Below are 21,237 nucleotides of genomic sequence, written 5' to 3' on the forward strand. Positions count from 1 at the left end.
GCCGTTCCTCAGTCACGCGTTCAACGTTGTTGGGCGGCATGATAGCGCGGGTTCCTTGAGCTGACTGCCTTCTCTTCCCGACCGGAGTCTTTTCATGCAGCGAAGTAAAGCAGGCATAATACCGCGCACTTTCGCCGTGAATCGCCTCGCCACCTGAACGGGTCCGCCTTGAACCAACGTCCGCTGTCCACCGCCTTGCGTCCCTCGGCTTGCCCGGGGTTGCTGCGTATTGTCCCGGCGCTGGATGGCGGTATCTGCCGGATCAAGTTGAATGGCGGTTCGATCAGCAGCGACCAGGCCGAGGCCGTGGTGGCTGCGGCCGAGTGTTTCGCCAGCGGGGTGATCGAGGCGACCAACCGGGCCAACCTGCAGATTCGCGGTATCGGCAATGAGCAATCGGCGTTGATCGACAACCTGCTGGCTGCCGATCTGGGGCCGCGCACGGCGGGTGGCGACGACGTGCGCAACCTGATGCTGAGCCCCGGCGCCGGGATCGACCGGCGCATGCTGTTCGACACGCGCCCGCTGGCCGGGCAAATCCTCGCCACACTGCAAAGCCACGAAGCTTTTCACGGCCTCAGTGCCAAGTTCGCCGTGCAGCTTGATGGCGGTGAAGACCTGGCGATGCTCGAACATCCCCATGACCTGTGGCTCTCGGCGTTTGCGCAAGACGGTGAGCAACGGCTGGCGTTCGGCCTGGCGGGATGCCCGACGGACAGCCCCGTCGGTTCGGTTGCGCTCGCCGACGGGCATGCGCTGGTGGTCGCGGTCCTTGAGTCGTTCCTTGAACTGGCGCGCCCCGAGCAGACGCGGATGCGCCATTTGCTGACTGAATATTCGGTCGAGGCCGTACTGCTCAGGCTGGCTGAGCGAGTGCCGCTGCAAGCCGTTGTCGGTTGGCAGCGGGTTTCAGGCTCCAGTGATTTGCACGTGGGTGCCCATCCCCAGGGCAAGCCCGGTGTTGTCTATGTCGGGGCTGTCCCGCCGCTGGGGCGGCTCGATCCGGCGATGCTGCGGGGCGTGGCACGACTGGCACGTGAGTTCGGAGACTCCAGCCTGCGTTTCACGCCCTGGCAAAGCCTGCTGCTGCCCAATGTCCGCGGGGAAAACGCCGCTGAGGTCATTGGGCAATTGCAATCTCTGGGCTTGCACTGTGAAACCGATCAGCCATTGTCCCGGTTGATCGCCTGCACCGGCTCGAACGGCTGCGGCAAAGGCCTGGCCGAAACCAAGGGCGATGCGCTGAAACTGGCCACCTTGCTCCGGCGTCACAGACAAACGCCGAGCGTGCACTTGAGCGGATGCGCGCGCTCCTGCGCCGCCGCGCATAGGGCGCCCGTCACAATGCTGGCCGTCGCCCCCGGTCACTACGATCTCTATTTTCGCGATGCAACGCAGCCGGGTTTCGGCGCGCTGCACGCACGCAACCTTACTATTGAAGCGGTCGCGGCCTTGCTCGACGCCCGCTCACGGAGCCCCCTTGATGCTTGATTACATCCGCGACGGTCAGGAGATCTATCGCAACTCCTTCGCGATCATTCGCGCCGAGGCCAACCTCGACCGAATCCCGGCCGATCTGGAGAAACTCGCGGTCCGTGTGATTCACGCCTGCGGCATGGTCGAGGCTATCGACGGTCTGCAGTTTTCCGAAGGGGCGGGCAAGGCCGGGCGTGATGCGCTGGCGGCCGGCGCGCCGATTTTGTGCGATGCGCGGATGGTCTCCGAAGGCGTGACCCGCGCACGGCTGCCGGCGAACAACGCGGTGATCTGCACCTTGCGCGATGAGAGCGTTCCAGACCTGGCCCGTGAGTTGGGCAATACCCGCTCAGCCGCTGCGCTGGAGCTGTGGCGCCCGCATCTGGAAGGCAGCGTGGTGGTCATCGGCAACGCTCCGACCGCGCTGTTCTATTTGCTGGAAATGCTTGATGCCGGTGCGCCGAAACCGGCGTTGATCCTTGGTTTTCCAGTAGGTTTTGTCGGCGCCGCCGAATCCAAGGCTGCGCTGGCGGCTGACAGCCGCGGCGTGCCTTTTGTCATCATGCAGGGCCGCTTGGGCGGTAGCGCCATGGCTGCCGCCGCCATCAATGCCCTCGCCACGGAGATCGAATGATGCAGCAACCTGGACGTTTGATCGGTCTCGGCGTCGGCCCCGGTGATCCGGAGCTGATTACCGTTAAAGCCCTGCGCCTGCTGCGCGAATCGCCGGTGGTGGCCTATTTCGTCGCCAAGGGCAAAAAGGGCAATGCGTTCGGCATCATCGAAGCGCACCTGCAGGACGCGCAGAATCTGTTGCCGCTGGTGTACCCGGTGACCACCGAAGCCTTGCCGGCGCCGTTGTCCTATGAGCAAGTGATCAGCGATTTCTACGATGACGCTGCGCAAGAGCTGGCGGCACACCTGGATGCCGGCCGCGACGTGGCGGTGATCTGCGAGGGTGATCCGTTCTTCTACGGCTCCTACATGTACCTGCACGACCGGCTTGCCGAGCGTTATCAGGCTGAGGTCGTGCCGGGTGTGTGCTCCATGCTGGGTGGCGCCTCGGTACTCGGTGCACCATTGGTGTATCGCAATCAGAGTTTGTCGGTGTTGTCCGGCGTATTGCCGCACGACGAACTCAAGCGTCGCCTGGCCGATGCCGATGCGGCGGTGATCATGAAGCTGGGGCGAAACTTTCCCAAGGTGCGCCAGGTGCTGGAAGAACTCGGCCTGGCCGAGCGTGCGCTGTACGTCGAACGCGCCACCATGGCGAATCAGAAGATCGTGCCGCTGGACCGGGTCGAGCCGATGTCCTCGCCGTATTTCTCGTTGATCATCGTTCCCGGTGAAAGGTGGCAAGGCTGATGACCCGTCCAGTTCCGGCGATTGTCATTCTCGGCAATGGCAGCCTCGCGACCGCGCGCAGCATTCAACAGGTGTACCCCCAAGCCTTGATCCACGGCCTGGCCGAACGGGTCGAAGGCGCGGATCGGGTTTATCACGAATTTGGCACGACCTTGCGCGAGCTTTATCAGCAGGGCACACCGATCATTGCCCTGTGCGCGGCCGGAATCGTGATCCGCACGCTGGCGCCCTTGTTGCTGGAAAAGGGCGCCGAGCCACCGGTACTGGTGGTGGCCGAAGACGGCAGCGCCGTGGTCCCACTGCTGGGTGGCCTCGGCGGGGTGAATGTAATGGCCCGGGAGATTGCCGCCGCGCTTGAAGTCGCTGCGGCGATCACCACCAGCGGCGAGTTGCGTTTCGGCACCTGCCTGCTCAACCCGCCCAGCGGTTATGCCCTTGGCGATCTGGAACTGGGCAAGCGTTTCGTTTCCGATTTGCTCGCCGGCGAAAGGGTGCGCATCGAAGGTGACGCCCCGTGGCTGGCGCAGGCGCAGTTGCCCGAAGACGCCCAGGCACGGTTGGCGGTGCATGTCAGTCATGCCGAGCGGACACCCGCGGCCAACGAATTGCTGATCTATCCGCGCAATGTGGTGGTCGCTGTGGATGCGGGCCTGGCGAACGTCGCGGGGGCGGTGCGCGAGGCGTTGCATCAGGCAAAAATCGCCGTGCAGTCGCTGGCTTGCCTATTGGCCGCCGACAGCGAAATGGCCAGTCCCGAGTTGCGCGAAGCGGCGCTTGAACTGGGCGTGCCGCTGCGTTTTGCCAGCGCCGAGGGTGGTCTCGGCGAGCGCCTGCGTTTGGCGATCGACGAGTCTGTCAGCCTCCATGGCGACGATACGCTGAGCATCGCGATTGCCGGTCATCCGCTGGATCCGTTGCAGATTGGCCGGCCTCGCGGACGTTTGGCCGTGATCGGCCTGGGGCCGGGTGCCGCGGAACTGATGGTGCCGGCCGTGAAGGCGGAACTGGCCCGCGCAACCGACGTGTTGGGATACGAAACCTACGTACGCATGGCCGGGCCGTTTCGCGCCGACCAGGTGCTGCATTGCACCGACAATCGCGAAGAGATGCAACGCGCCCGCCACGCTTTCGAACTGGCAGCCCAAGGGCGTTCGGTGGTGGTGGTTTCTTCCGGGGATCCGGGGGTTTTCGCCATGGCCGCCGCGGTGCTTGAAGCGTTGCATGAGTCCACCGATGCGGCATGGCACAGGGTCGATCTGGAAGTCCTGCCAGGTGTCTCCGCATCACTGGCAACCGCTGCCCAGGCTGGCGCGCCCTTGGGTCATGACTTCTGCGTGCTATCGCTGTCGGACAACCTCAAGCCCTGGTCGATCATAGAAAAACGTCTGGATCTGGCGGCCCAAGCCGACCTGGCCCTGGCGTTCTACAACCCGATTTCTCGCTCTCGCCCGTGGCAACTTGGGCAGGCGCTGGACATCGTTCGCCGTCACCGCGCGCCGCAGACGCCGGTTGTGCTGGGGCGGGACATCGGCCGTCCGGGTCAAACCCTGCGTGTCCTCACCCTCGGGCAGTTGACCCCTGATCAGGTCGACATGCGCACCATGGTATTGATCGGCTCTTCCACGACCTGCGTTTTTCCCCGCGCCGGGGGGCGTGAATGGGTATACACGCCGCGCTGGTACGGGACCAAGCCGGGCTGTTGATCATTACGGCCTCGTTCCGGGGCCGTTTTGCCCAGATAATAATGTGAGCAGTTTTTTGTTGTGTTTGGGGTGGCAACTAATTGTATAAGTTTCCGTTTATGATTGATTGAGTCTTGTTGGTTAATGCTTTAGTTTGAATTTGTCGCATGAGGCGGCTTAATGCTAACTAAGGAATTAATTATGGATGATTCTATTTCAGCGGACGTTTTGTTTGATCCCATATCGCAGGATTCTTATTTTGAGAAAATTGAGAGTCGGCTAGCCGAAGTTTCTTCACGCCCGCGTGCCAGAAGTTTCAGTGAGGGACTCAATGTTGCGATCGATCGTACAGAGCAAGAGCATGATGCGTCGATTATCGGTCAATCCCTCGTAGTGTTCGAGGAGCGTCTCTCCGAGGACGACAAACAGGATGCATTGGATAGTCAGGCCTTTGCCGAGGCCGTCGTTCGCGAGCTGCCTGCCGGCAGCTCCCAGGAGCAGCGTTACGCCGCGTACAACGAGGCATTGACTGCGATCGGTTGGGTTACCGAAAGCTATACGCGCAAAAAGTACGATTCCAAAACACTGACGCTGACTATGAATGAAGCACTTTTACAGGTACTCCAGACCGTCATCAGTGCTGGCTCGGGTAACGTGTTAAGTCTGGTGGCCAGCGGCTTCGAAAAGCTGAAGGGTGACCAGGCAGCACTGAAAATTGTCGATTCGAGCAGCAAGAACAGTCAAGTCGTCAGCTTCAAGGCTGTCCCCTGCATCGTCGCTCCAGGTGGTGGTATGGCTATGGTCATGGGAGGGCTGGACGTCTATAGCAAGGATTACAACGGCGACTTTTTGTTCTTCACCTTCAATACTCAAGGCGTGCATTTTTTTCAGGCAGCTGGAGTTCGAAAATTCAATAAACGTGCTTTCGATCGCAAACGTCAGCAGGTGTATAGCTATATCGATGCGTTTGGTGACGGGCTATTTAAAAAGTTGGTGGATTAACAGCAGCAAGTAAAGTTGTGAGCTGTTCTGGGTTTGTTGAAGTTCGGCTGGCGAGGTGTTGATATGCCGGTACTTGCTGATGCTGTTGTTGTGGGTGGTTGTTTGCTTGCCTTTGACTCAAAGGTGGACTTGCAAGATCAACAGGATATACAGGATTGTTTGCTATATGCCGAATTGACGGCAAATGACAGATACCCTGAACACTCCACACAGAAGGTTTGGTTCGATTGCTACAAGAGACAATTGCTGGAAGTCGGTTTTACCCTGGACGCCATGGTTCACACCGAACCGTTCCAGGTGGCGAATGTTCCTCAATTACTAAGGATTGGTCGTGATGTTATTGTCCGGCTGGGTTCCAAACGCATGGGGGAACTTTTCGAACATACCTACAAGGCAATGGAATTAGACAAATTCGCCTGGGAGTTTTTCCACAATAACGTGATGCAAGGTGGTCAAGGCATTCTCAAATGCGCACCTTGCGAGCGTCTCGCCTCGGGCAAAACGGTTGTTTGTCTTTTTGGCATGCGTGTCAGCACCACTGTGAAGGAGGAGGACTTCTTTTTCTGGAAGGAGTTTGACAAACGGATGCTGATTGTCCCGGATGGCGGTGTCTATGCCTTCAAAAGAAAGATTTTTGAGGATCACCGTGTGCGGGTGCACGAGAAAATCGACGCTTACTCCGACAAATTACTTGTGCACAAACTCAAGCTCTGATTTTTAGGGGTAGAAATGACAGGCCTTGTCTTGACGACAAGGCCTCTTTGCGAGAGTGATGCCCGTCAGGTCAAGGCACCAGATAGCCCTTGACCCCGGTAAAAATGATCTGCGCCGCCAGTGCACATACAAACAACCCCATCAAGCGGCTGACGATCTGTAAGCCCTGATCGCCGAGAATGCGCTCGATGCGGTTCGACAGATAAAGCACCACCCCGACAGTAAAACTGGCCAGGGCAATACTGACAATTGCCATGAGCTTGTCGTCCCAGTGTGGTTGGCTCACGCCCATCACCAGCAAAGCACCGATGGTGCCGGGGCCGACGGTCAGCGGAATGGTCAGCGGGACGATGGTCACATCCTGCTGCACGTTGTCGGTCTGTACTGCCGATTTGCCTTGTGCCATCCCGAGCGCCGAGATGAACAGGACGCTGCCTGCACCGATGCGGAACGCATCCACGGTAATGCCGAAAACACTGAAGATCGCCCGGCCGAACAAATACAGCAGCACACTGGAGACCAGAGTCGCGACCGCCACTTTCCAGGCCAGCCGATGCTGTTCCTTGCGCGAGTAACCGCGGGTCAGGCTGATGAAGCAGGACAACACGAAGAATGGGCTGTAGAGCACCAGCATCTTCAAGTAAACGCTGAACAACACATGGAGCATGGTGCCGGGCTCGCTGGCAAGGGAAGTCGAGGGGGAGTCTATCAGGGGTTGCGCCGTCTGTCGGCTCAGGACGTTTGGGTCGTTGCGCGATTCTGCTGATCACGCTGGGCGACCCAGTGTTCGATCAATTCGCGCAGTTGCGACAGTTCGACCGGTTTGGCCATGTGTCCATCCATGCCGGCCTGACGTGCACGCTCTTTGTGCTCGGCCAGGATATGCGCGGTCAATGCCACCACGGGAGTACGGACCCGCTGGTTGCCGACTTCCCAGGCGCGCAATTGCTGAGTGGCCGAGAAGCCGTCGAGGATCGGCATTTCGCAGTCCATCAGCACCAGGTCGTAACGCTGGGCTTTCATCGCCTGCAAGGCTTCTTCGCCGTTGCAGGCAGTATCCGGTTGCAGGTTGAGCTTGCTCAGCATGCCGCGGATCACCTTGGTCGAAATGCTGTTGTCTTCGGCCACCAGAATGCGGAAATCGCTGGGGACCTTGATCGGCAGGGCAGGGCCGCTTGGCAGTGGCGGGATGACGACCAGGCCTTTGTTGCGTTGGGTGAGTTCGTCGGCCAGGGTGGTCTTGAGGGTGTAGCCGGCCACCGGTTTGGCGAGGATGCGCTTGATCCCGGAGTTGCGCGCGATGATCTTGCTCGGCGCATTGCTGATGCCGGTGAGCATGATCAGCAGGATGTCATGGTTCAGGCTCGGGTCTTCCTTGATCTTGGCCGCCAGTTGCATGCCGGTCATGCCGGGCATGTTCTGGTCCAGCAGGACCACATCGAAGTAATCGCGCAAATGAGCCTTGGTGCGCAGCAGCGCCAGTGCTTCCTTGCCGGAAGATGCGGCGCTTACGTTCAGGCCCCAGGCGCTGCATTGCTGCACCAGCACTTTGCGACAGGTGTCATTGTCGTCCACCACCAATACCCGCGCGCCTTGCAGCGGGCCGTCGAGGTCGGAGGTCGGGTGTTCGAGGCGATCCGGGTCCAGTGGCAGGGTCAGCCACAGGGTGCTGCCCTGGTTGCTGCCGCTCTTGATTCCGAATTCCCCTTGCATCAGGCGGATCAGCTGGCGGGCAATCACCAGCCCCAGGTTGCCGCCCAGGTGGGTGGCCGAGAGAAAATGTCGGCTGTGCAGTTCGGCGTGCATCAGGGCGTCGCGTTCTTCGGCGTCCATCGGCTCGCCGCTGTCCTGCACGGCGATGCGCAGGCGTGGTTTGGCGTTGCGCTCATCGAGCGCCACGACGATCAGGATTTCCCCTTCATCGGTTTTCTTCAGGGCGTTTTCCAAAAGGCTCAACAGCGTCTGGCGCAGGCGAGTCGGATCACCACTGATCACCCGCGGCACTTGCGGCTGGATGAAACTGATCAGCTCGACGTTTTGCTGCTCGGCCTTGGCGCGGAAGATGCTCAGACAGTCTTCGATCAGTGCGTTGAGGTCGAACTGCACATCGTCCAGTTCGATCTGCCCTGATTCGAGTTTGGAAATGTCGAGTATTTCGTTGATCAGTGTCAGCAGCTCGTTGCCGGCGCTGTGGATCGTCTGCACATAGTCGCGTTGCTTGACTGAAAGCGGTGTGCCCAGCAGCAACTCGGTCATGCCCAGGACGCCGTTCATCGGTGTGCGGATCTCGTGGCTGATCTTCGCCAGGAACTCGGCCTTGGCGTTGATCTCGGCATTGCTGGCCGCCAGGTCGCGGCTGATGCTGAAACGGTCTTCGATGATGCGGCGCTGGCGCTCGCTCAATGCAATGCTCATCAGCAGGCCGCTGATGCAGATGAAGACCAGCAAGGTGGTGATCAGGTCGTGGGGTTCGATCAGGGTCAACCCCAGCAGCGCGGGCAGGATGACCAGTGTCCCCAGGTTGAACACCACCATGGCTGCCACGAAGAGGCGAGCCGGGCGATAACCCTTTTGCCAGTGATAGGCGCTGATGAACAGCATGGTCAAGCCTGCCAGGGCTACCAGGCCGTAGGTAATGAAGTTCAGCGGCAAGGTATTGACGAACAGCAGCATCAGGCCGCAGGCGGTGATGAGCAGGACCTCGCCCAGCAGCAACCGGTTCAGCGGGTGCGGCCCGAGCGGGGAGAAGAAGCGATAGGCAAGCATCAGCCCGCAGGGCGCAGTCAGTAGCAGTGCCAGGTAAGCCCCCGGCGTTTGCAGTGCACGCCAGTCCGGTAGCCAGGGGCCAATGAGGTTCAGCAACAGCAGCAGGCTGAGCATCAACAGCCCTTCGCACGTCGCCAGCCAGACGGCACTGTGCGAGCGGGTGTAGGCGTAGCGGATGAGATTGTGCAGGATCAACATGGCGATGCAGCCGAACAGCAGGCCATAGATCAGCGTCTGGGTCTGGTTGGCAGCCGCGATGATCGCCGATTGCAGGGTGATATGGGGGCGCAACTGGTGATCGGAGGCCAGTCGCAGGTAGACATCGAGGGGGTTGTCGCTTTGCGGCAAGGCCAGCATGAAGTCACTGCTGGGCAGTGGTCGCTCGGATTGGGGCTGTTCGTTGCCCGTGCTGGATTGATCGATCAGCCTTTCGCCATCCAGTACGTACATGTTGAGCTGGTGCAGGTCAGGCGCGAACACTCGCAGCAACTGCTCGTGTTTACCCGGTGCAAGCCTGAATCGCAACCAAAGCGCGCCATCGGGTTCGGCCGCGGTGATGCGGTCGAGTTCGATAGGGCTGAATTGATTGGTGTAGCGTGCGGAGCGGATGTCGCTCAGTTGCAGGTCGCCCTGTTCGTCGAGCAATACTGCCCAGCCACTGCCTTGCGCGGCCTGGGCCGGTAGCATGCAGAGCAGGGTCAGCAAAGTGACGGTCAAGCTTATGGCGATCCTGAGCCAGCGCACGGCGAAATCCCTTCGTTAGGTTGATGCCAGAATATAACGATGCGCGGCGCCGGAATAGCCAGGCAATAAACCCTGTTCATTGCCTGGCGCGGTGTTTACCTTATTCCTGATTTTCGCCACGCTCGCGGGCAATGGCGCGGTAGCCAATGTCCTTGCGGTAGAAACAGCCTTCCCAGTCGATGGCAGCCGCCAGCTTGTAGGCCTGCTGCTGTGCAGCGTCGACGCTGGCACCCATGGCCGTGGCGCACAGCACGCGACCACCGGCCGTCACTACCTGGCCATCCTTGAGCGCAGTGCCGGCGTGGAAGACTTTGCCTTCCAGTGCCGCCGCTGCATCCAGGCCATTGATGGCCACGCCCTTGGTGTAGTCACCAGGATAGCCGCCAGCTGCCAGCACGATGCCGACGCTCGGGCGTGGATCCCATTGTGCTTCTACTTTATCCAGGGCCTGGGCCAGGGCGGCTTCGACCAGCAGTACCAGGCTCGACTGCAGGCGCAGCATCACCGGTTGGGTCTCGGGGTCACCGAAACGGCAGTTGAACTCGATGACTTTTGGATTGCCGGCCTTGTCGATCATCAGGCCGGCGTACAGGAAGCCAGTGTAGACGTTGCCTTCCTCGGCCATGCCACGCACGGTCGGCCAGATCACCAGGTCCATGACACGTTTGTGCACGTCGGCGGTGACCACTGGCGCCGGGGAGTAAGCACCCATGCCGCCGGTATTCGGACCCGTGTCGCCGTCACCGACGCGCTTGTGGTCCTGGCTAGTGGCCATCGGCAGGACGTTCTTGCCGTCGACCATGACGATGAAGCTGGCTTCTTCGCCGTCCAGAAACTCTTCGATGACCACGCGCGAACCGGCATCGCCAAAGGCATTACCCGCCAACATGTCACGAACCGCGTCTTCGGCTTCGGCCAGGGTCATGGCCACGATCACGCCTTTACCGGCCGCCAGACCGTCGGCCTTGATCACGATCGGTGCGCCTTTTTCGCGCAGGTAAGCCAGGGCAGGCTCGATTTCGGTGAAGTTCTGGTAGTCGGCAGTCGGGATCTTGTGGCGAGCCAGGAAGTCCTTGGTGAAAGCTTTCGAGCCTTCCAGCTGCGCAGCGCCGGCGGTCGGGCCGAAGCAATCCAGGCCGCGGCTGCGGAACAGATCCACAACACCGGCGACCAGCGGCACTTCAGGGCCGACAATAGTCAGGGAAACGTTTTTCTCGGCAAAGTCTGCCAGTTGCTCAAGTGCCAGTACGTCGATGGCGACGTTCTCGCACTTGGCTTCGATGGCGGTACCGGCATTGCCCGGAGCCACGAACACCTTCTGCACGCGCGGGTCCTGAGCCACTTTCCAGGCCAGGGCGTGTTCACGGCCACCGCTGCCAATGATCAAAACATTCATTTCAAAAACCTCGGATGACGCAAATCTGGGAACTGTAGGAGCGAGCATGCTCGCGATGGTGGTTAACGATAACGCGGGGCCTCTGGAACAGCGCGGCGTCTAATCGATCATCGCGAGCATGCTCGCTCCTACAGGGGAAGCCGTCCTATCAGTGACGGAAGTGGCGCATGCCCGTAAAGACCATCGCGATGCCTGCTTCATCCGCCGCCGCAATCACTTCAGCATCACGCATCGAGCCGCCCGGCTGGATCACCGCGGTGATCCCGGCCTTGGCTGCATTGTCGATGCCGTCGCGGAACGGGAAGAATGCGTCGGAAGCCATGACCGCACCGGCAACCTGCAGGCCCGCATGCTCGGCCTTGATCGCAGCAATGCGCGCCGAGTTCACGCGGCTCATCTGGCCGGCGCCGACACCGATGGTCTGGCGATTCTTGGCGTAGACGATAGCGTTGGACTTCACGTACTTGGCGACTTTCCAGGCGAAGATCAGGTCATGGATTTCCTGTTCGGACGGTGCGCGCCTGGTGACCACTTTCAGGTCGTCGGCACTGATCATGCCGATGTCGCGGCTCTGTACCAGCAGGCCACCGTTGACACGCTTGTAGTCCCAGGCCGCCGCACGGTCAGCCGACCACTCGCCGCAGGCCAGCAGGCGTACGTTGGCTTTGGCGGCGACAATGGCGCGGGCTTCTTCGCTGACCGATGGAGCGATGATCACTTCGACGAACTGACGCTCGACGATGGCCTTGGCGGTCTCGGCGTCCAGCTCGCGGTTGAAGGCGATGATGCCGCCGAAGGCGGATTCGGTGTCGGTGGCGTAGGCCAGGTCGTAGGCCTTGCGAATGCCACCTTCGGCGTCAGGGCTGACCGCCACGCCGCACGGGTTGGCGTGCTTGACGATGACGCAAGCCGGCTTGACGAAGCTCTTCACGCACTCCAGGGCGGCGTCGGTGTCGGCCACGTTGTTGTACGACAGTTCCTTGCCCTGCAGTTGGGTCGCGGTGGCGATGCCGACTTCGGCGGGCTTGGCTTCAACGTAGAACGCCGCGCTCTGGTGCGGGTTCTCGCCGTAGCGCATTTCCTGGGCCTTGATGAACTGGCTGTTGAAGGTGCGCGGGAACTCGCTGCGACCTTCCGTGCCGAGGGTGTCGGCGGCCTGGTTCACGGTGCCCATGTAGTTGGCGATCATGCCGTCGTAGGCCGCGGTGTGCTCGAAGGCCTTGAGCATCAGGTCGAAACGCTGGGCGTAGGTCAGGCCACCGGCCTTGAGGTTTTCCAGGACGCTGGCGTAATCGCTGGCGTTGACCACGATGGCCACGTCTTTATGGTTCTTGGCAGCGGAACGGACCATGGTCGGGCCGCCAATGTCGATGTTCTCGATGGCGGTCGGCAGGTCGCAGCCTGGCTTGTTGATGGTGGCTTCGAACGGGTACAGGTTGACCGCTACCAGGTCGATCGGCTTGATGCCGTGCTCGTTCATGATGGCGTCGTCGATACCGCGGCGACCGAGGATCCCACCGTGGATTTTCGGGTGCAGGGTCTTCACCCGACCGTCCATCATTTCCGCGAAACCGGTGTAATCAGCGACTTCCACTGCGGCGACACCGTTGTCCTGCAGCAGCTTGAACGTCCCACCGGTGGAGAGGATCTCGACGCCCAGGGCTTCAAGCTCCTTGGCGAATTCGAGGATCCCGGTCTTGTCGGAAACGCTGATCAAGGCGCGGCGGATCGGCAGGCGGGTAGTCTGGTCGGTCATCTCAATTTCCATCAAAAGGGTCAGCAAAAAAGGCGACCGGTTTTACGCGGGCGCCTTTCTGGTTTGATTGAATGCTTACAGCAAATCGTACTGCTTGAGTTTCTTGCGCAGCGTGCCCCGGTTCAGTCCGAGCATCTCGCTGGCCTTGGTCTGGTTGCCCTTGACGTAGTTCATCACGCATTCGAGCAGGGGAGCCTCGACTTCGGAGAGCACCAGGTTGTACACATCCGTGACGGCAGCGCCCTCAAGGTGGGCGAAATAATTGTGCAGCGCCTTCTCGACACTCCCGCGAAGGGTCTGGCCTTCTTCGCTTGGCGTATTGAGGTGCTGTTTCAAATTTACGTTGTCGCTCACGGGTGTTGTTCCACTCACTAAAGTCTCGGTCATCATCGTCATGCGGCCACCCACTCTCCGTCCCCTGTCAGGCTCTTGTAACGCTCGGCGAAAAATGCCCGAACGTTGGCGCATTGTGTATCCGTACCATCCAAACGATTGAAGTGGGCGCGAAACTCCCTGGCGCCCGGCAGGGTTGCGAGATACCAGCCCACATGCTTTCGAGCAATGCGCACACCCATGACATCGCCATAGAAGGCGTGCAGGGCGGCCAGATGCTCTAGCAGAATGCGTTCCACCTCGATCAGTTCCAGCGCCGGGAGTTTCTCGCCGGTACGCAGGAAATGGTCGATCTCGCGAAAAATCCATGGCCGCCCCTGGGCGGCCCGGCCAATCAACAAACCATCGGCACCGGTCGCATCGAGCACGTACCGGGCTTTTTCCGGCGAATCGATATCGCCATTGGCGAAGACCGGGATCGACACCGCCTGCTTTATCGCGGCAATGGTGTCGTATTCGGCTTCACCGGTGTACAGGTCGGCACGGGTGCGGCCATGCACCGCCAGCGCCGTAATGCCTGCCTGCTCGGCGATCTTCGCCACCGTCAGGCCATTCTTGTTGTCCCGGTCCCAACCGGTCCGGATCTTCAGGGTAACCGGCACATCGACTGCAGCCACGACGGCCTGCAGGATCTCGGTTACCAGGGGTTCATCCTTCAACAGTGCGGAACCGGCAGCCTTGTTGCAGACCTTCTTGGCCGGACAGCCCATGTTGATGTCAATAATCTGTGCGCCCATTTCAACGTTGGCACGGGCAGCGTCCGCCAGCATCTGCGCGTCCCCACCGGCGATCTGTACCGAGCGTGGCTCGGGATCACCCTCGTGGATCATGCGCATGCGCGACTTGCGGGTGTTCCACAAACTCATGTCGCTGGTGACCATTTCCGAGACGACCAGTCCCGCGCCCAGGCGTTTGCACAGCTGACGAAAGGGCTGGTCGGTGACACCCGCCATGGGAGCGAGGATCAAGCTGTTATGTAATGTGTATGGGCCGATGCGTACCGCCGACATAGGACTTCCCTGTTGTGGGGCCGGATCATGAGAGTTCGAAAAAGGGTTGGCATGATACCCGCTCTCGATGACTGGATAAAGGCTGAATTGAACAAAATCTGAACAGCTAATCTGTTATTGCCCATGGTTTGGTTTGCCAAGGGGAGTCGAAAAGCCGGAGATCGGTGAAGCGTTTCACTCCGGAGAGTGAAAGCTCAGACTGTAGTTCACGGCTTTGGCGCCGGGGTCGAGAATGTCCAGGGCGATGTGGATTGGTGTTTGCGGAGGCATTTCCGCCATGCCTTCGAGATCGCCATTGAGGTATTCACCGGGTTTGAAGCGGCGACTGGCGATCAGGTGGCCATTGAGATCGGCGAAGCGCAATTCCAGCAGCGGGAAGGGCTGGGAGAAGGTCGCGCGGTTATAGATGATTGCATCGACCACCAGGGCGCCATTGAATTCGGGATGGCTGCGCACCACCAGGTTGCTGCTTTTGATTTTGGCGATGTCGACTTTGGAGGGCACGGTGCAGCCAATCTGCGGGCACAGTTGCTGGAACCAGGGGCGATATTGATCCTGTCGCGCCAGCTCGTCGAAATGGTAGGCGATGTACTGGCCGGCGAGGGCGCCAGCGGCAATCAGCACCAGCAGCAGCCACAGCAGCCGTCGGCCCCAGGGCGAGCGGCGTTTTTGCCAGTCCAGCTGCAGCGGGTCGTCGGTCAGGTCTTGCAGCACTTCGGCACGCACGCCCGGTTCGCTGCGTCCGCGTCGCTTGCCCAGTGGTTCGATCGAGGGCAGATCGTCGTCGATTTCGTTCTCGTCGGCGGCCGACAGGCGTTCTTGCTGCAGCGGTGCATCGAGCGGGTCGTGCAAGCGCAGTTGAGGCGGCTGCTCTTCGTCCTCGAGATCAACCGGCTCCAAAGACAGCGAGGGTTCGGTGCGCGAGGTATTGCCCGGTTCGACCGGCGGCTCTGGTGGCTCAAGGCTGTCGAGCGGTTGGTCGACTTGCGCCCGATCGGCCGCCGACTCACTGAACAGGCTGTCGGGCCACTGCTCCTCGTCATCCTGTCCGGTGCTGTCGCGACGGGCGCTCAGCGAGTCGTCGCGGTGGCGGCCGAGTTCGGTGGCCGGCTGGATTTCCCGCTGTTCGAGCCGGGCAAGTTCTTCGTCGAGGTCGAGGCTGTCCAGGTCCAGCTCGGTCGCGCTCCATTGCTTTTGGCTGATGGCGCGCGGTTCTGTGGGCTGCGGCGTCTGGGTGATGACCGGTGCGACTGGCTCTTTGCCGGCCTGCTCCAGCAGCTGTTTGGCGGCATTGAACACCTGCAGGCAGGAGCCGCAACGAACCACCCCGCGAGCCACGCTCAACTGAGCATGGCTGACGCGGAAGCTGGTTTGGCAATGCGGGCACTGAGTGACGAAGCTGTCGGTCATGCGGCGATCCGGATTATGCAGACGGCCATTCTAGCGCCGACGGCCAGTGATGCGCACCCAGCCATCGCGATTGGCGATCGGGTCCAGATCGAAGTCCCTGGCGTAGGCGGCTGCGACTTCGTCGCCCTGTTCGGCGAGGATGCCCGACAGCGCCAGGCGTCCGCCCGACTTGACCAGGCTGGAAAGTTGCGGTGCCAACGAGACCAGCGGGCCGGCGAGAATGTTGGCGACCAGCACGTCGGCCTGTACTGGCGGCAAGTCTTCCGGCAGATACAGCGGGAACAGGTGTTCGGCTATGTTGTTGCGTCCAGCGTTGTCGCGGGAGGCTTCCAGTGCCTGCACGTCGATATCTGTGCCCACGGCCTCTTTGGCGCCGAGCAACAGTGCGGCAATCGCCAGGATTCCCGAGCCACAACCGAAGTCCAGCACGTTGCAGTCTTTCAGATCCTGACCGTCGAGCCACTCCAGGCACAACGCGGTGGTCGGGTGGGTGCCGGTGCCGAACGCCAGACCCGGGTCGAGCAGCAGGTTCACTGCGCCGGGCTCAGGGGCAGCGTGCCAGCTCGGCACGATCCACAGGCGCTGGCCGAAACGCATTGGCTGGAAATTGTCCATCCAGCTGCGTTCCCAGTCCTGGTCTTCGATCACTTCGCTGTGGTGTTCAGGCAGCGGGCTGCCGGTCAGCAGCTCCAGGTGGGCCAGTACTGGGCCAGGCTCGGTGCCACCCTCGAACAGGGCCAGCAGGTGCGTGTGCGACCACAGCGGCGTGGTGTTGAGTTCCGGCTCGAAGATCGGCTGATCTTCGGCGTCCATGAAGGTCACCGACACGGCGCCCACTTCAAGGAAAGCGTCTTCATAGGTTTCGGCTTGTTCTGGGCTGATGGCGAGACGTACTTGCAGCCAAGGCATGGCGGGCACCTTTGAAAATTGTTGATTGCAGCCTAGCGGGCTGCCAGAAGCGCGCAAGTTTACGCGAGAGTGCGGGTTTTGTGGGAGTGGGATGAGCTTGGGGGCGGCGCTTGTCTTGAGTCGTTCGCAATCCTGTGGGAGCGAGCCTGCTCGCGAAGACGGTGTGTCAGTCCACGTCTGTGTCGAATGTAGCGGCCTCTTCGCGAGCAGGCTCGCTCCCACAAGGGGATTTGTGAGGCTTTCAGATACAACAAAGCCGCCCGAAGGCGGCTTTGTTGATGGGGTCGAAGCTTAGTGCTTCTCGCCAGCCAGCTTGTGCTCGAGGTAGTGAATGTTCACGCCTCCTTTGCAGAAGCCTTCATCGCGGGTCAGGTCGCGGTGCAGCGGGATGTTGGTCTTGATTCCGTCGACAACGATCTCGTCCAGCGCATTGCGCATGCGCGCCATGGCTTCGTCACGGGTTGCCCCGTAAGTGATCAGCTTGCCGATCAATGAATCGTAGTTTGGTGGAACGGCATAACCACTGTACAGGTGCGAATCGACGCGAACGCCGTTGCCGCCTGGGGCGTGGAAATGCTTGACCGTGCCCGGGCTCGGCATGAAGGTTTTCGGGTCTTCGGCGTTGATCCGGCATTCCAGCGCGTGACCGCGGATGACCACGTCATCCTGGGTGATCGACAGCTTGTTGCCGGCGGCGATGCTGAGCATCTCCTTGACGATGTCGATACCGGTGACCATTTCCGAAACCGGGTGCTCTACCTGGACACGAGTGTTCATCTCGATGAAGTAGAAGCGACCGTTCTCGTACAGGAACTCGAAAGTGCCTGCGCCACGGTAGCCGATGTCGATGCACGCCTGGACGCAGCGGGCGAAGACTTCCTGGCGAGCCTTCTCGTCGATGCCCGGTGCCGGCGCTTCTTCGAGAACTTTCTGGTGACGACGTTGCAGCGAGCAGTCGCGGTCGCCCAGGTGGATGGCGTTACCCTGGCCGTCGGAAAGTACCTGGACTTCCACGTGGCGTGGGTTGGTCAGGAATTTTTCCAGATAGACCATCGGGTTGCCGAACGCTGCGCCCGCTTCGGAGCGGGTCAGTTTCGCCGAGGAAATCAGGTCTTCTTCCTGGTGTACAACGCGCATGCCGCGACCACCGCCGCCGCCAGCGGCCTTGATGATCACCGGGTAACCGACTTCGCGACCAATGCGCAGGGCGGTTTCTTCGTCTTCCGGCAGCGGGCCGTCGGAACCTGGAACGGTCGGTACGCCAGCTTCGATCATGGCGTGCTTGGCCGATACCTTGTCGCCCATCAGGCGAATGGTTTCGGCTTTCGGGCCAATGAACGCGAAGCCGGATTTTTCGACCTGTTCGGCGAAGTCGGCGTTTTCCGCAAGGAAGCCGTAGCCAGGGTGAATGGCGGTGGCGCCAGTCACTTCGGCCGCGGCGATGATTGCCGGAATGTGCAGGTAGGAGTGGGCCGCCGATGCCGGACCGATGCAGACGGATTCGTCTGCCAGGCCCAGGTGCATCAGTTCCTTGTCAGCCTTGGAGTAAACGGCGACGGTCTTGATGCCCATCTCTTTGCAGGCGCGCAGGATCCGCAGGGCGATCTCACCGCGGTTGGCGATCAGAACTTTTTCCAACTTCGCAGTCATCAAAGGCTCTCCGCGGTTCAAACGATGGTGAACAGCGGTTGGTCGTACTCAACCGGCTGGCCGTCTTCGACAAGGATGGATTCGATCACACCGCTGGTTTCAGCTTCGATGTGGTTCATCATCTTCATGGCTTCGACGATGCACAGGGTGTCGCCTTTCTTCACGGTCTGGCCGACTTCAACGAAAGCTGCCGAGGTTGGCGACGCTTTGCGATAGAAAGTACCCACCATCGGCGAACGGGCAACGGTGCCGTTCAGTGCTGGAGCGGCGGCGGCAGCAGGTGCGGCAGCGGCAGCCGGAGCGGCGGCAGCGGCAGGCGCGGCAGCCGGAGCAGGCATTGGAGCCGGTGCGTAGTACTGCTGAGCCGGGGTTTTGCTATGACGGCTGATGCGTACGGACTCTTCGCCTTCCTTGATCTCGAGCTCGTCGATGCCGGACTCTTCCAGCAATTCGATCAGTTTCTTAACTTTACGGATATCCATGAATCATCAACTCCCAAGGGTCGGTCAGGGGCGTTTAACGCTTGTTGTTCAAGCTTTTGCCTGTGTTTCAAGCTGCTCTAGGGCGGCCTCCAGGGCCAGTCGATAACCGCTGGCGCCAAGGCCGCAGATCACTCCCACCGCTACGTCGGAGAAGTAAGAGTGATGGCGGAAAGGTTCGCGTTTGTGCACGTTGGACAAATGCACTTCGATGAATGGGATGCTCACCGCCAGCAGCGCGTCACGTAATGCGACACTTGTATGTGTAAAAGCTGCCGGATTGATCAAAATGAAGTCCACGCCTTCGCTGCGGGCAGCGTGAATACGGTCGATCAATTCGTATTCGGCATTGCTTTGCAGGTGCAGCAAATGGTGACCGGCTTCGCGGGCGCGGCGTTCCAGGTCCTGGTTGATCTGCGCCAGCGTCGTGGCGCCATAGGTGCCCGGTTCACGAGTACCGAGCAGGTTCAGGTTGGGTCCGTGCAGAACGAGTAGCGTCGCCATCGGCGGTTCCTTTGATATCTGTGTGCAATTGTCAGAACCCGGCGACTATGCCGCAAAGCCTTTGTGACTGTCCAGTTCTCTGCAATAGCCAGCACGATGACCGATGTTTGCGCGAAATATATGACTGCTTGATTAAATTTGGTCATTCGCCCTGGCAACGCGCTCGGCGAACTCTTTGGCGCTGATCTCGCCGATCACCCGCACATCGGCTCGTTCGACGCCATCTTTGCCGAAAAACATCAGGGCCGGTGGACCGAACAACTGGTAGCGGTCGAGCAAGGCGCGTTGCTCGGTGTTGCTGGCGGTGATGTCGAAGCGGAGCAGTCGGTAGCCCTTCAAGCGTTCGAGGACGACAGGGTCGTCCAGCACCTCATGCTCGATGACTTTGCAGCTGATACACCAGTCGGCGTACCAGTCGAGCAGCAGCGGAGTGCCGGACGACCGGGCCTCAGCGAGCGCGCGGTCGAGGTCGGCGGGCGTGCTGACGGTTTGCCAGGCACTGGCGTCCTGCACAAGCTGCTTGTTCTCGACGACGCGCGGCTGGCCAATAGGATTGAAGGGGTCGGTCTGGCCGCTGAATGCGCCGTACCAGCAGGCCAGGGCGTAAAACACCAGGAACATTCCGATCAACTGCCCGAGTCGCTTGCGCGGCGGCTTGTAGACGAACTCCAGCGCACCCATGAACAAGCCAACGCCACCGGCCAGAAGGCCGATCAACAGCAAGGTGACCTGGCCCGGCAGCACGCGGCTGAGCAGGCCAATCGCCAGTCCGAGCAACAACACGCCAATCGCGTTTTTCACGTAGACCAGCCATGGACCGCTTTTCGGCAGCCAGGCCGCGCCACCGGTGGCTACCAGCAACAGCGGTGCGCCCATGCCGAGGCCCAGCATAAACAGTTTCAAGCCGCCGCCCAGCGCATCGCCGCTGGCGCTGATGTACAGCAGTGCACCGGCCAGGGGCGCCGAGACACAGGGCGAAACCAGCAAGCTGGAGACCACGCCCAACACCGCGGCGCCCCACAGGGACCCGCCTTCGGTGCGACCGGCGATGCGGTCCAGGCGACTGCTGATGGCGTGCGGCAATTTAAGTTCGAAAACGCCGAACATCGCCAGCGCGAACAGCGCGAAAAACATCGCGAAAGGCACCAGCACCCAGGCCGATTGCAGCCGCGCCTGCAGATTCAGTTGGGCACCGAACAGGCCCATCAGCGCGCCGAGCAGGGCAAAGCAGGCGGCCATCGGCAGCACATAGGCCAGTGACAGATTGAAACCGCGCCAGCCGCCGACCTGGCCGCGCAGCACCACACCGGAAAGGATCGGCAGCATGGGCAGCACGCATGGCGTAAAAGTCAGGCCCAGGCCGGCGAGGAAAAACAGCGCCAGTTCGCGCCAACTCCATGGATAAGCTGTCGTCGGAGCACCACTGCCGTCGATGCTCAAACGCTCGGTTTCCGGCGGATAGCACAGGCCTTTGTCGGCGCAACCTTGATAGGTCACGACCAGGGTGAAGGCGCGTTGGTCGGTGCGCGGCAACTCGACATCGAGAATGCCGTGGTAGACCTCGACATCACCGAAGTATTCATCGTGCTTTTTCTGGCCGTCGGGCAGTTTGGCCGCACCCAGGGCTACATCGGCAGGATCGGCGCGAAACTGAAAACGGTGACGGTAGAGGTAATAGCCCTCGGTGGCGACAAAGCGCAGCTTGATCGATTGCGCTGTGCTTTCTACCAGGCTCAACCGGAAGGCTTCGCGTACCGGCAGGAAGTCGGCACTGTTGTTGATCGAGCCCAGGTTGGAGCTGGGTCGGTTCTCCAGCAAGCCAGTGGCGCTGGCCGGCAGGACGAACACTAAAAACAGCAGGCAGAGCAAACGGCGCATGACGATCTCGCGTATCGGAATTGGGGGGATGATAGCGGACGGTGGGCAGGTGTGCAGGGGGGAGTTTTGCGCTGACTTTTCTGACGCCTTCGCGAGCAGGCTC

General features: G+C 60.7%; 18 protein-coding genes. 6 read left to right on the forward strand and 12 right to left on the reverse strand.

The annotated features are described in order from the left end of the window. Nucleotides 1-168 precede the first annotated feature (168 nt). The 6 genes from cobG to CAG47_RS22145 all read left to right on the forward strand — a co-directional run bounded on the left by cobG (nt 169) and on the right by CAG47_RS22145 (nt 6,239). The gene (gene cobG, locus CAG47_RS22120) at nt 169-1,491 is read left to right on the forward strand and encodes a precorrin-3B synthase (protein ID WP_085727398.1); all 1,323 of its coding nucleotides are present in this window, start codon (nt 169-171) and stop codon (nt 1,489-1,491) included. Further along, on the forward strand, nt 1,484-2,110 hold the full coding sequence (locus tag CAG47_RS22125) for a precorrin-8X methylmutase (protein WP_085727400.1): 627 nt from the start codon (nt 1,484-1,486) through the stop codon (nt 2,108-2,110). The genes cobG and CAG47_RS22125 overlap by 8 nt, the downstream gene beginning before the upstream one ends. Further along, nucleotides 2,110-2,841, forward strand: a complete 732-nt coding sequence (locus CAG47_RS22130) for a precorrin-2 C(20)-methyltransferase (protein ID WP_085727509.1) — start codon at nt 2,110-2,112, stop codon at nt 2,839-2,841. The genes CAG47_RS22125 and CAG47_RS22130 overlap by 1 nt, the downstream gene beginning before the upstream one ends. Further along, nucleotides 2,841-4,544, forward strand: coding sequence for a precorrin-3B C(17)-methyltransferase (cobJ, locus tag CAG47_RS22135; RefSeq protein ID WP_085727402.1), 1,704 nt, complete (start codon nt 2,841-2,843; stop codon nt 4,542-4,544). The genes CAG47_RS22130 and cobJ overlap by 1 nt, the downstream gene beginning before the upstream one ends. A gap of 180 nt (nt 4,545-4,724) precedes the next feature. Next, nucleotides 4,725-5,525 (forward strand): hypothetical protein, encoded by an 801-nt coding sequence (locus CAG47_RS22140; protein WP_256577512.1) that lies wholly within the window; start codon nt 4,725-4,727, stop codon nt 5,523-5,525. Between the two features lie 63 nt (nt 5,526-5,588). Next, nucleotides 5,589-6,239 carry a hypothetical protein gene (locus CAG47_RS22145; RefSeq protein WP_085727405.1) on the forward strand — a complete coding sequence of 217 codons (651 nt, stop codon included), beginning with the start codon at nt 5,589-5,591 and terminating at the stop codon, nt 6,237-6,239. A gap of 70 nt (nt 6,240-6,309) precedes the next feature. On the opposite strand, the gene CAG47_RS22150 is transcribed toward CAG47_RS22145, so the two are convergent. The 12 genes from CAG47_RS22150 to CAG47_RS22205 all read right to left on the reverse strand — a co-directional run bounded on the left by CAG47_RS22150 (nt 6,310) and on the right by CAG47_RS22205 (nt 21,134). Then, entirely contained in the window at nt 6,310-6,906 is a 597-nt protein-coding gene (locus CAG47_RS22150) for a MarC family protein (protein ID WP_085727407.1), read from the reverse strand. A gap of 65 nt (nt 6,907-6,971) precedes the next feature. After that, nucleotides 6,972-9,749 (reverse strand): hybrid sensor histidine kinase/response regulator, encoded by a 2,778-nt coding sequence (locus CAG47_RS22155; protein WP_085727409.1) that lies wholly within the window; start codon nt 9,747-9,749, stop codon nt 6,972-6,974. A 100-nt stretch (nt 9,750-9,849) separates the two neighbouring features. After that, nucleotides 9,850-11,145 (reverse strand): phosphoribosylamine--glycine ligase, encoded by a 1,296-nt coding sequence (gene purD / locus CAG47_RS22160; protein WP_085727411.1) that lies wholly within the window; start codon nt 11,143-11,145, stop codon nt 9,850-9,852. A gap of 148 nt (nt 11,146-11,293) precedes the next feature. After that, nucleotides 11,294-12,901 (reverse strand): bifunctional phosphoribosylaminoimidazolecarboxamide formyltransferase/IMP cyclohydrolase, encoded by a 1,608-nt coding sequence (gene purH, locus CAG47_RS22165; RefSeq protein WP_085727414.1) that lies wholly within the window; start codon nt 12,899-12,901, stop codon nt 11,294-11,296. Nucleotides 12,902-12,976: 75 nt separating this feature from the next. Next, on the reverse strand, nt 12,977-13,297 hold the full coding sequence (fis, locus tag CAG47_RS22170) for a DNA-binding transcriptional regulator Fis (RefSeq protein WP_015093301.1): 321 nt from the start codon (nt 13,295-13,297) through the stop codon (nt 12,977-12,979). Continuing rightward, nucleotides 13,294-14,304, reverse strand: a complete 1,011-nt coding sequence (gene dusB / locus CAG47_RS22175) for a tRNA dihydrouridine synthase DusB (RefSeq protein WP_008016791.1) — start codon at nt 14,302-14,304, stop codon at nt 13,294-13,296. The genes fis and dusB overlap by 4 nt, the downstream gene beginning before the upstream one ends. 174 nt (nt 14,305-14,478) lie before the next feature. Continuing rightward, nucleotides 14,479-15,714 (reverse strand): DUF3426 domain-containing protein, encoded by a 1,236-nt coding sequence (locus CAG47_RS22180; protein WP_085727416.1) that lies wholly within the window; start codon nt 15,712-15,714, stop codon nt 14,479-14,481. Nucleotides 15,715-15,744: 30 nt separating this feature from the next. Next, a complete protein-coding gene (prmA, locus tag CAG47_RS22185) occupies nt 15,745-16,623 on the reverse strand; it encodes a 50S ribosomal protein L11 methyltransferase (protein ID WP_085727418.1) in 879 nt (292 codons plus the stop codon). Nucleotides 16,624-16,914: 291 nt separating this feature from the next. Beyond that, complete coding sequence (accC, locus tag CAG47_RS22190; protein ID WP_085727421.1) at nt 16,915-18,273, reverse strand: acetyl-CoA carboxylase biotin carboxylase subunit; 1,359 nt, start codon at nt 18,271-18,273, stop codon at nt 16,915-16,917. A gap of 17 nt (nt 18,274-18,290) precedes the next feature. Further along, nucleotides 18,291-18,755: an acetyl-CoA carboxylase biotin carboxyl carrier protein gene (gene accB, locus CAG47_RS22195; RefSeq protein ID WP_085727423.1), complete on the reverse strand. Its 465-nt coding sequence runs from the start codon at nt 18,753-18,755 to the stop codon at nt 18,291-18,293. A gap of 48 nt (nt 18,756-18,803) precedes the next feature. Beyond that, nucleotides 18,804-19,256 (reverse strand): type II 3-dehydroquinate dehydratase, encoded by a 453-nt coding sequence (gene aroQ, locus CAG47_RS22200; protein ID WP_085727425.1) that lies wholly within the window; start codon nt 19,254-19,256, stop codon nt 18,804-18,806. 132 nt (nt 19,257-19,388) lie between these two features. Continuing rightward, nucleotides 19,389-21,134, reverse strand: a complete 1,746-nt coding sequence (locus tag CAG47_RS22205) for a protein-disulfide reductase DsbD (RefSeq protein ID WP_085727428.1) — start codon at nt 21,132-21,134, stop codon at nt 19,389-19,391. Nucleotides 21,135-21,237: the final 103 nt, after the last annotated feature.

This window comes from Pseudomonas sp. R37(2017) (assembly GCF_002113375.1).
Classification (GTDB): Bacteria; Pseudomonadota; Gammaproteobacteria; order Pseudomonadales; family Pseudomonadaceae; genus Aquipseudomonas.

Excerpts from the sequence above, each read along its gene's own strand:
- cobJ (WP_085727402.1), top strand. The coding sequence starts at position 2,841 with ATGACCCGTCCAGTTCCGGCGATTGTCATTCTCGGCAATGGCAGCCTC.
- aroQ (WP_085727425.1), bottom strand. The coding sequence starts at position 19,256 with ATGGCGACGCTACTCGTTCTGCACGGACCCAACCTGAACCTGCTCGGT.
- CAG47_RS22130 (WP_085727509.1), top strand. The coding sequence starts at position 2,110 with ATGCAGCAACCTGGACGTTTGATCGGTCTCGGCGTCGGCCCCGGTGAT.
- prmA (WP_085727418.1), bottom strand. The coding sequence starts at position 16,623 with ATGCCTTGGCTGCAAGTACGTCTCGCCATCAGCCCAGAACAAGCCGAA.
- CAG47_RS22125 (WP_085727400.1), top strand. The coding sequence starts at position 1,484 with ATGCTTGATTACATCCGCGACGGTCAGGAGATCTATCGCAACTCCTTC.
- dusB (WP_008016791.1), bottom strand. The coding sequence starts at position 14,304 with ATGTCGGCGGTACGCATCGGCCCATACACATTACATAACAGCTTGATC.
- CAG47_RS22150 (WP_085727407.1), bottom strand. The coding sequence starts at position 6,906 with ATGCTCCATGTGTTGTTCAGCGTTTACTTGAAGATGCTGGTGCTCTAC.
- CAG47_RS22180 (WP_085727416.1), bottom strand. The coding sequence starts at position 15,714 with ATGACCGACAGCTTCGTCACTCAGTGCCCGCATTGCCAAACCAGCTTC.
- CAG47_RS22140 (WP_256577512.1), top strand. The coding sequence starts at position 4,725 with ATGGATGATTCTATTTCAGCGGACGTTTTGTTTGATCCCATATCGCAG.
- accC (WP_085727421.1), bottom strand. The coding sequence starts at position 18,273 with ATGACTGCGAAGTTGGAAAAAGTTCTGATCGCCAACCGCGGTGAGATC.
- CAG47_RS22205 (WP_085727428.1), bottom strand. The coding sequence starts at position 21,134 with ATGCGCCGTTTGCTCTGCCTGCTGTTTTTAGTGTTCGTCCTGCCGGCC.
- purH (WP_085727414.1), bottom strand. The coding sequence starts at position 12,901 with ATGACCGACCAGACTACCCGCCTGCCGATCCGCCGCGCCTTGATCAGC.
- accB (WP_085727423.1), bottom strand. The coding sequence starts at position 18,755 with ATGGATATCCGTAAAGTTAAGAAACTGATCGAATTGCTGGAAGAGTCC.
- fis (WP_015093301.1), bottom strand. The coding sequence starts at position 13,297 with ATGACGATGATGACCGAGACTTTAGTGAGTGGAACAACACCCGTGAGC.
- CAG47_RS22145 (WP_085727405.1), top strand. The coding sequence starts at position 5,589 with ATGCCGGTACTTGCTGATGCTGTTGTTGTGGGTGGTTGTTTGCTTGCC.
- purD (WP_085727411.1), bottom strand. The coding sequence starts at position 11,145 with ATGAATGTTTTGATCATTGGCAGCGGTGGCCGTGAACACGCCCTGGCC.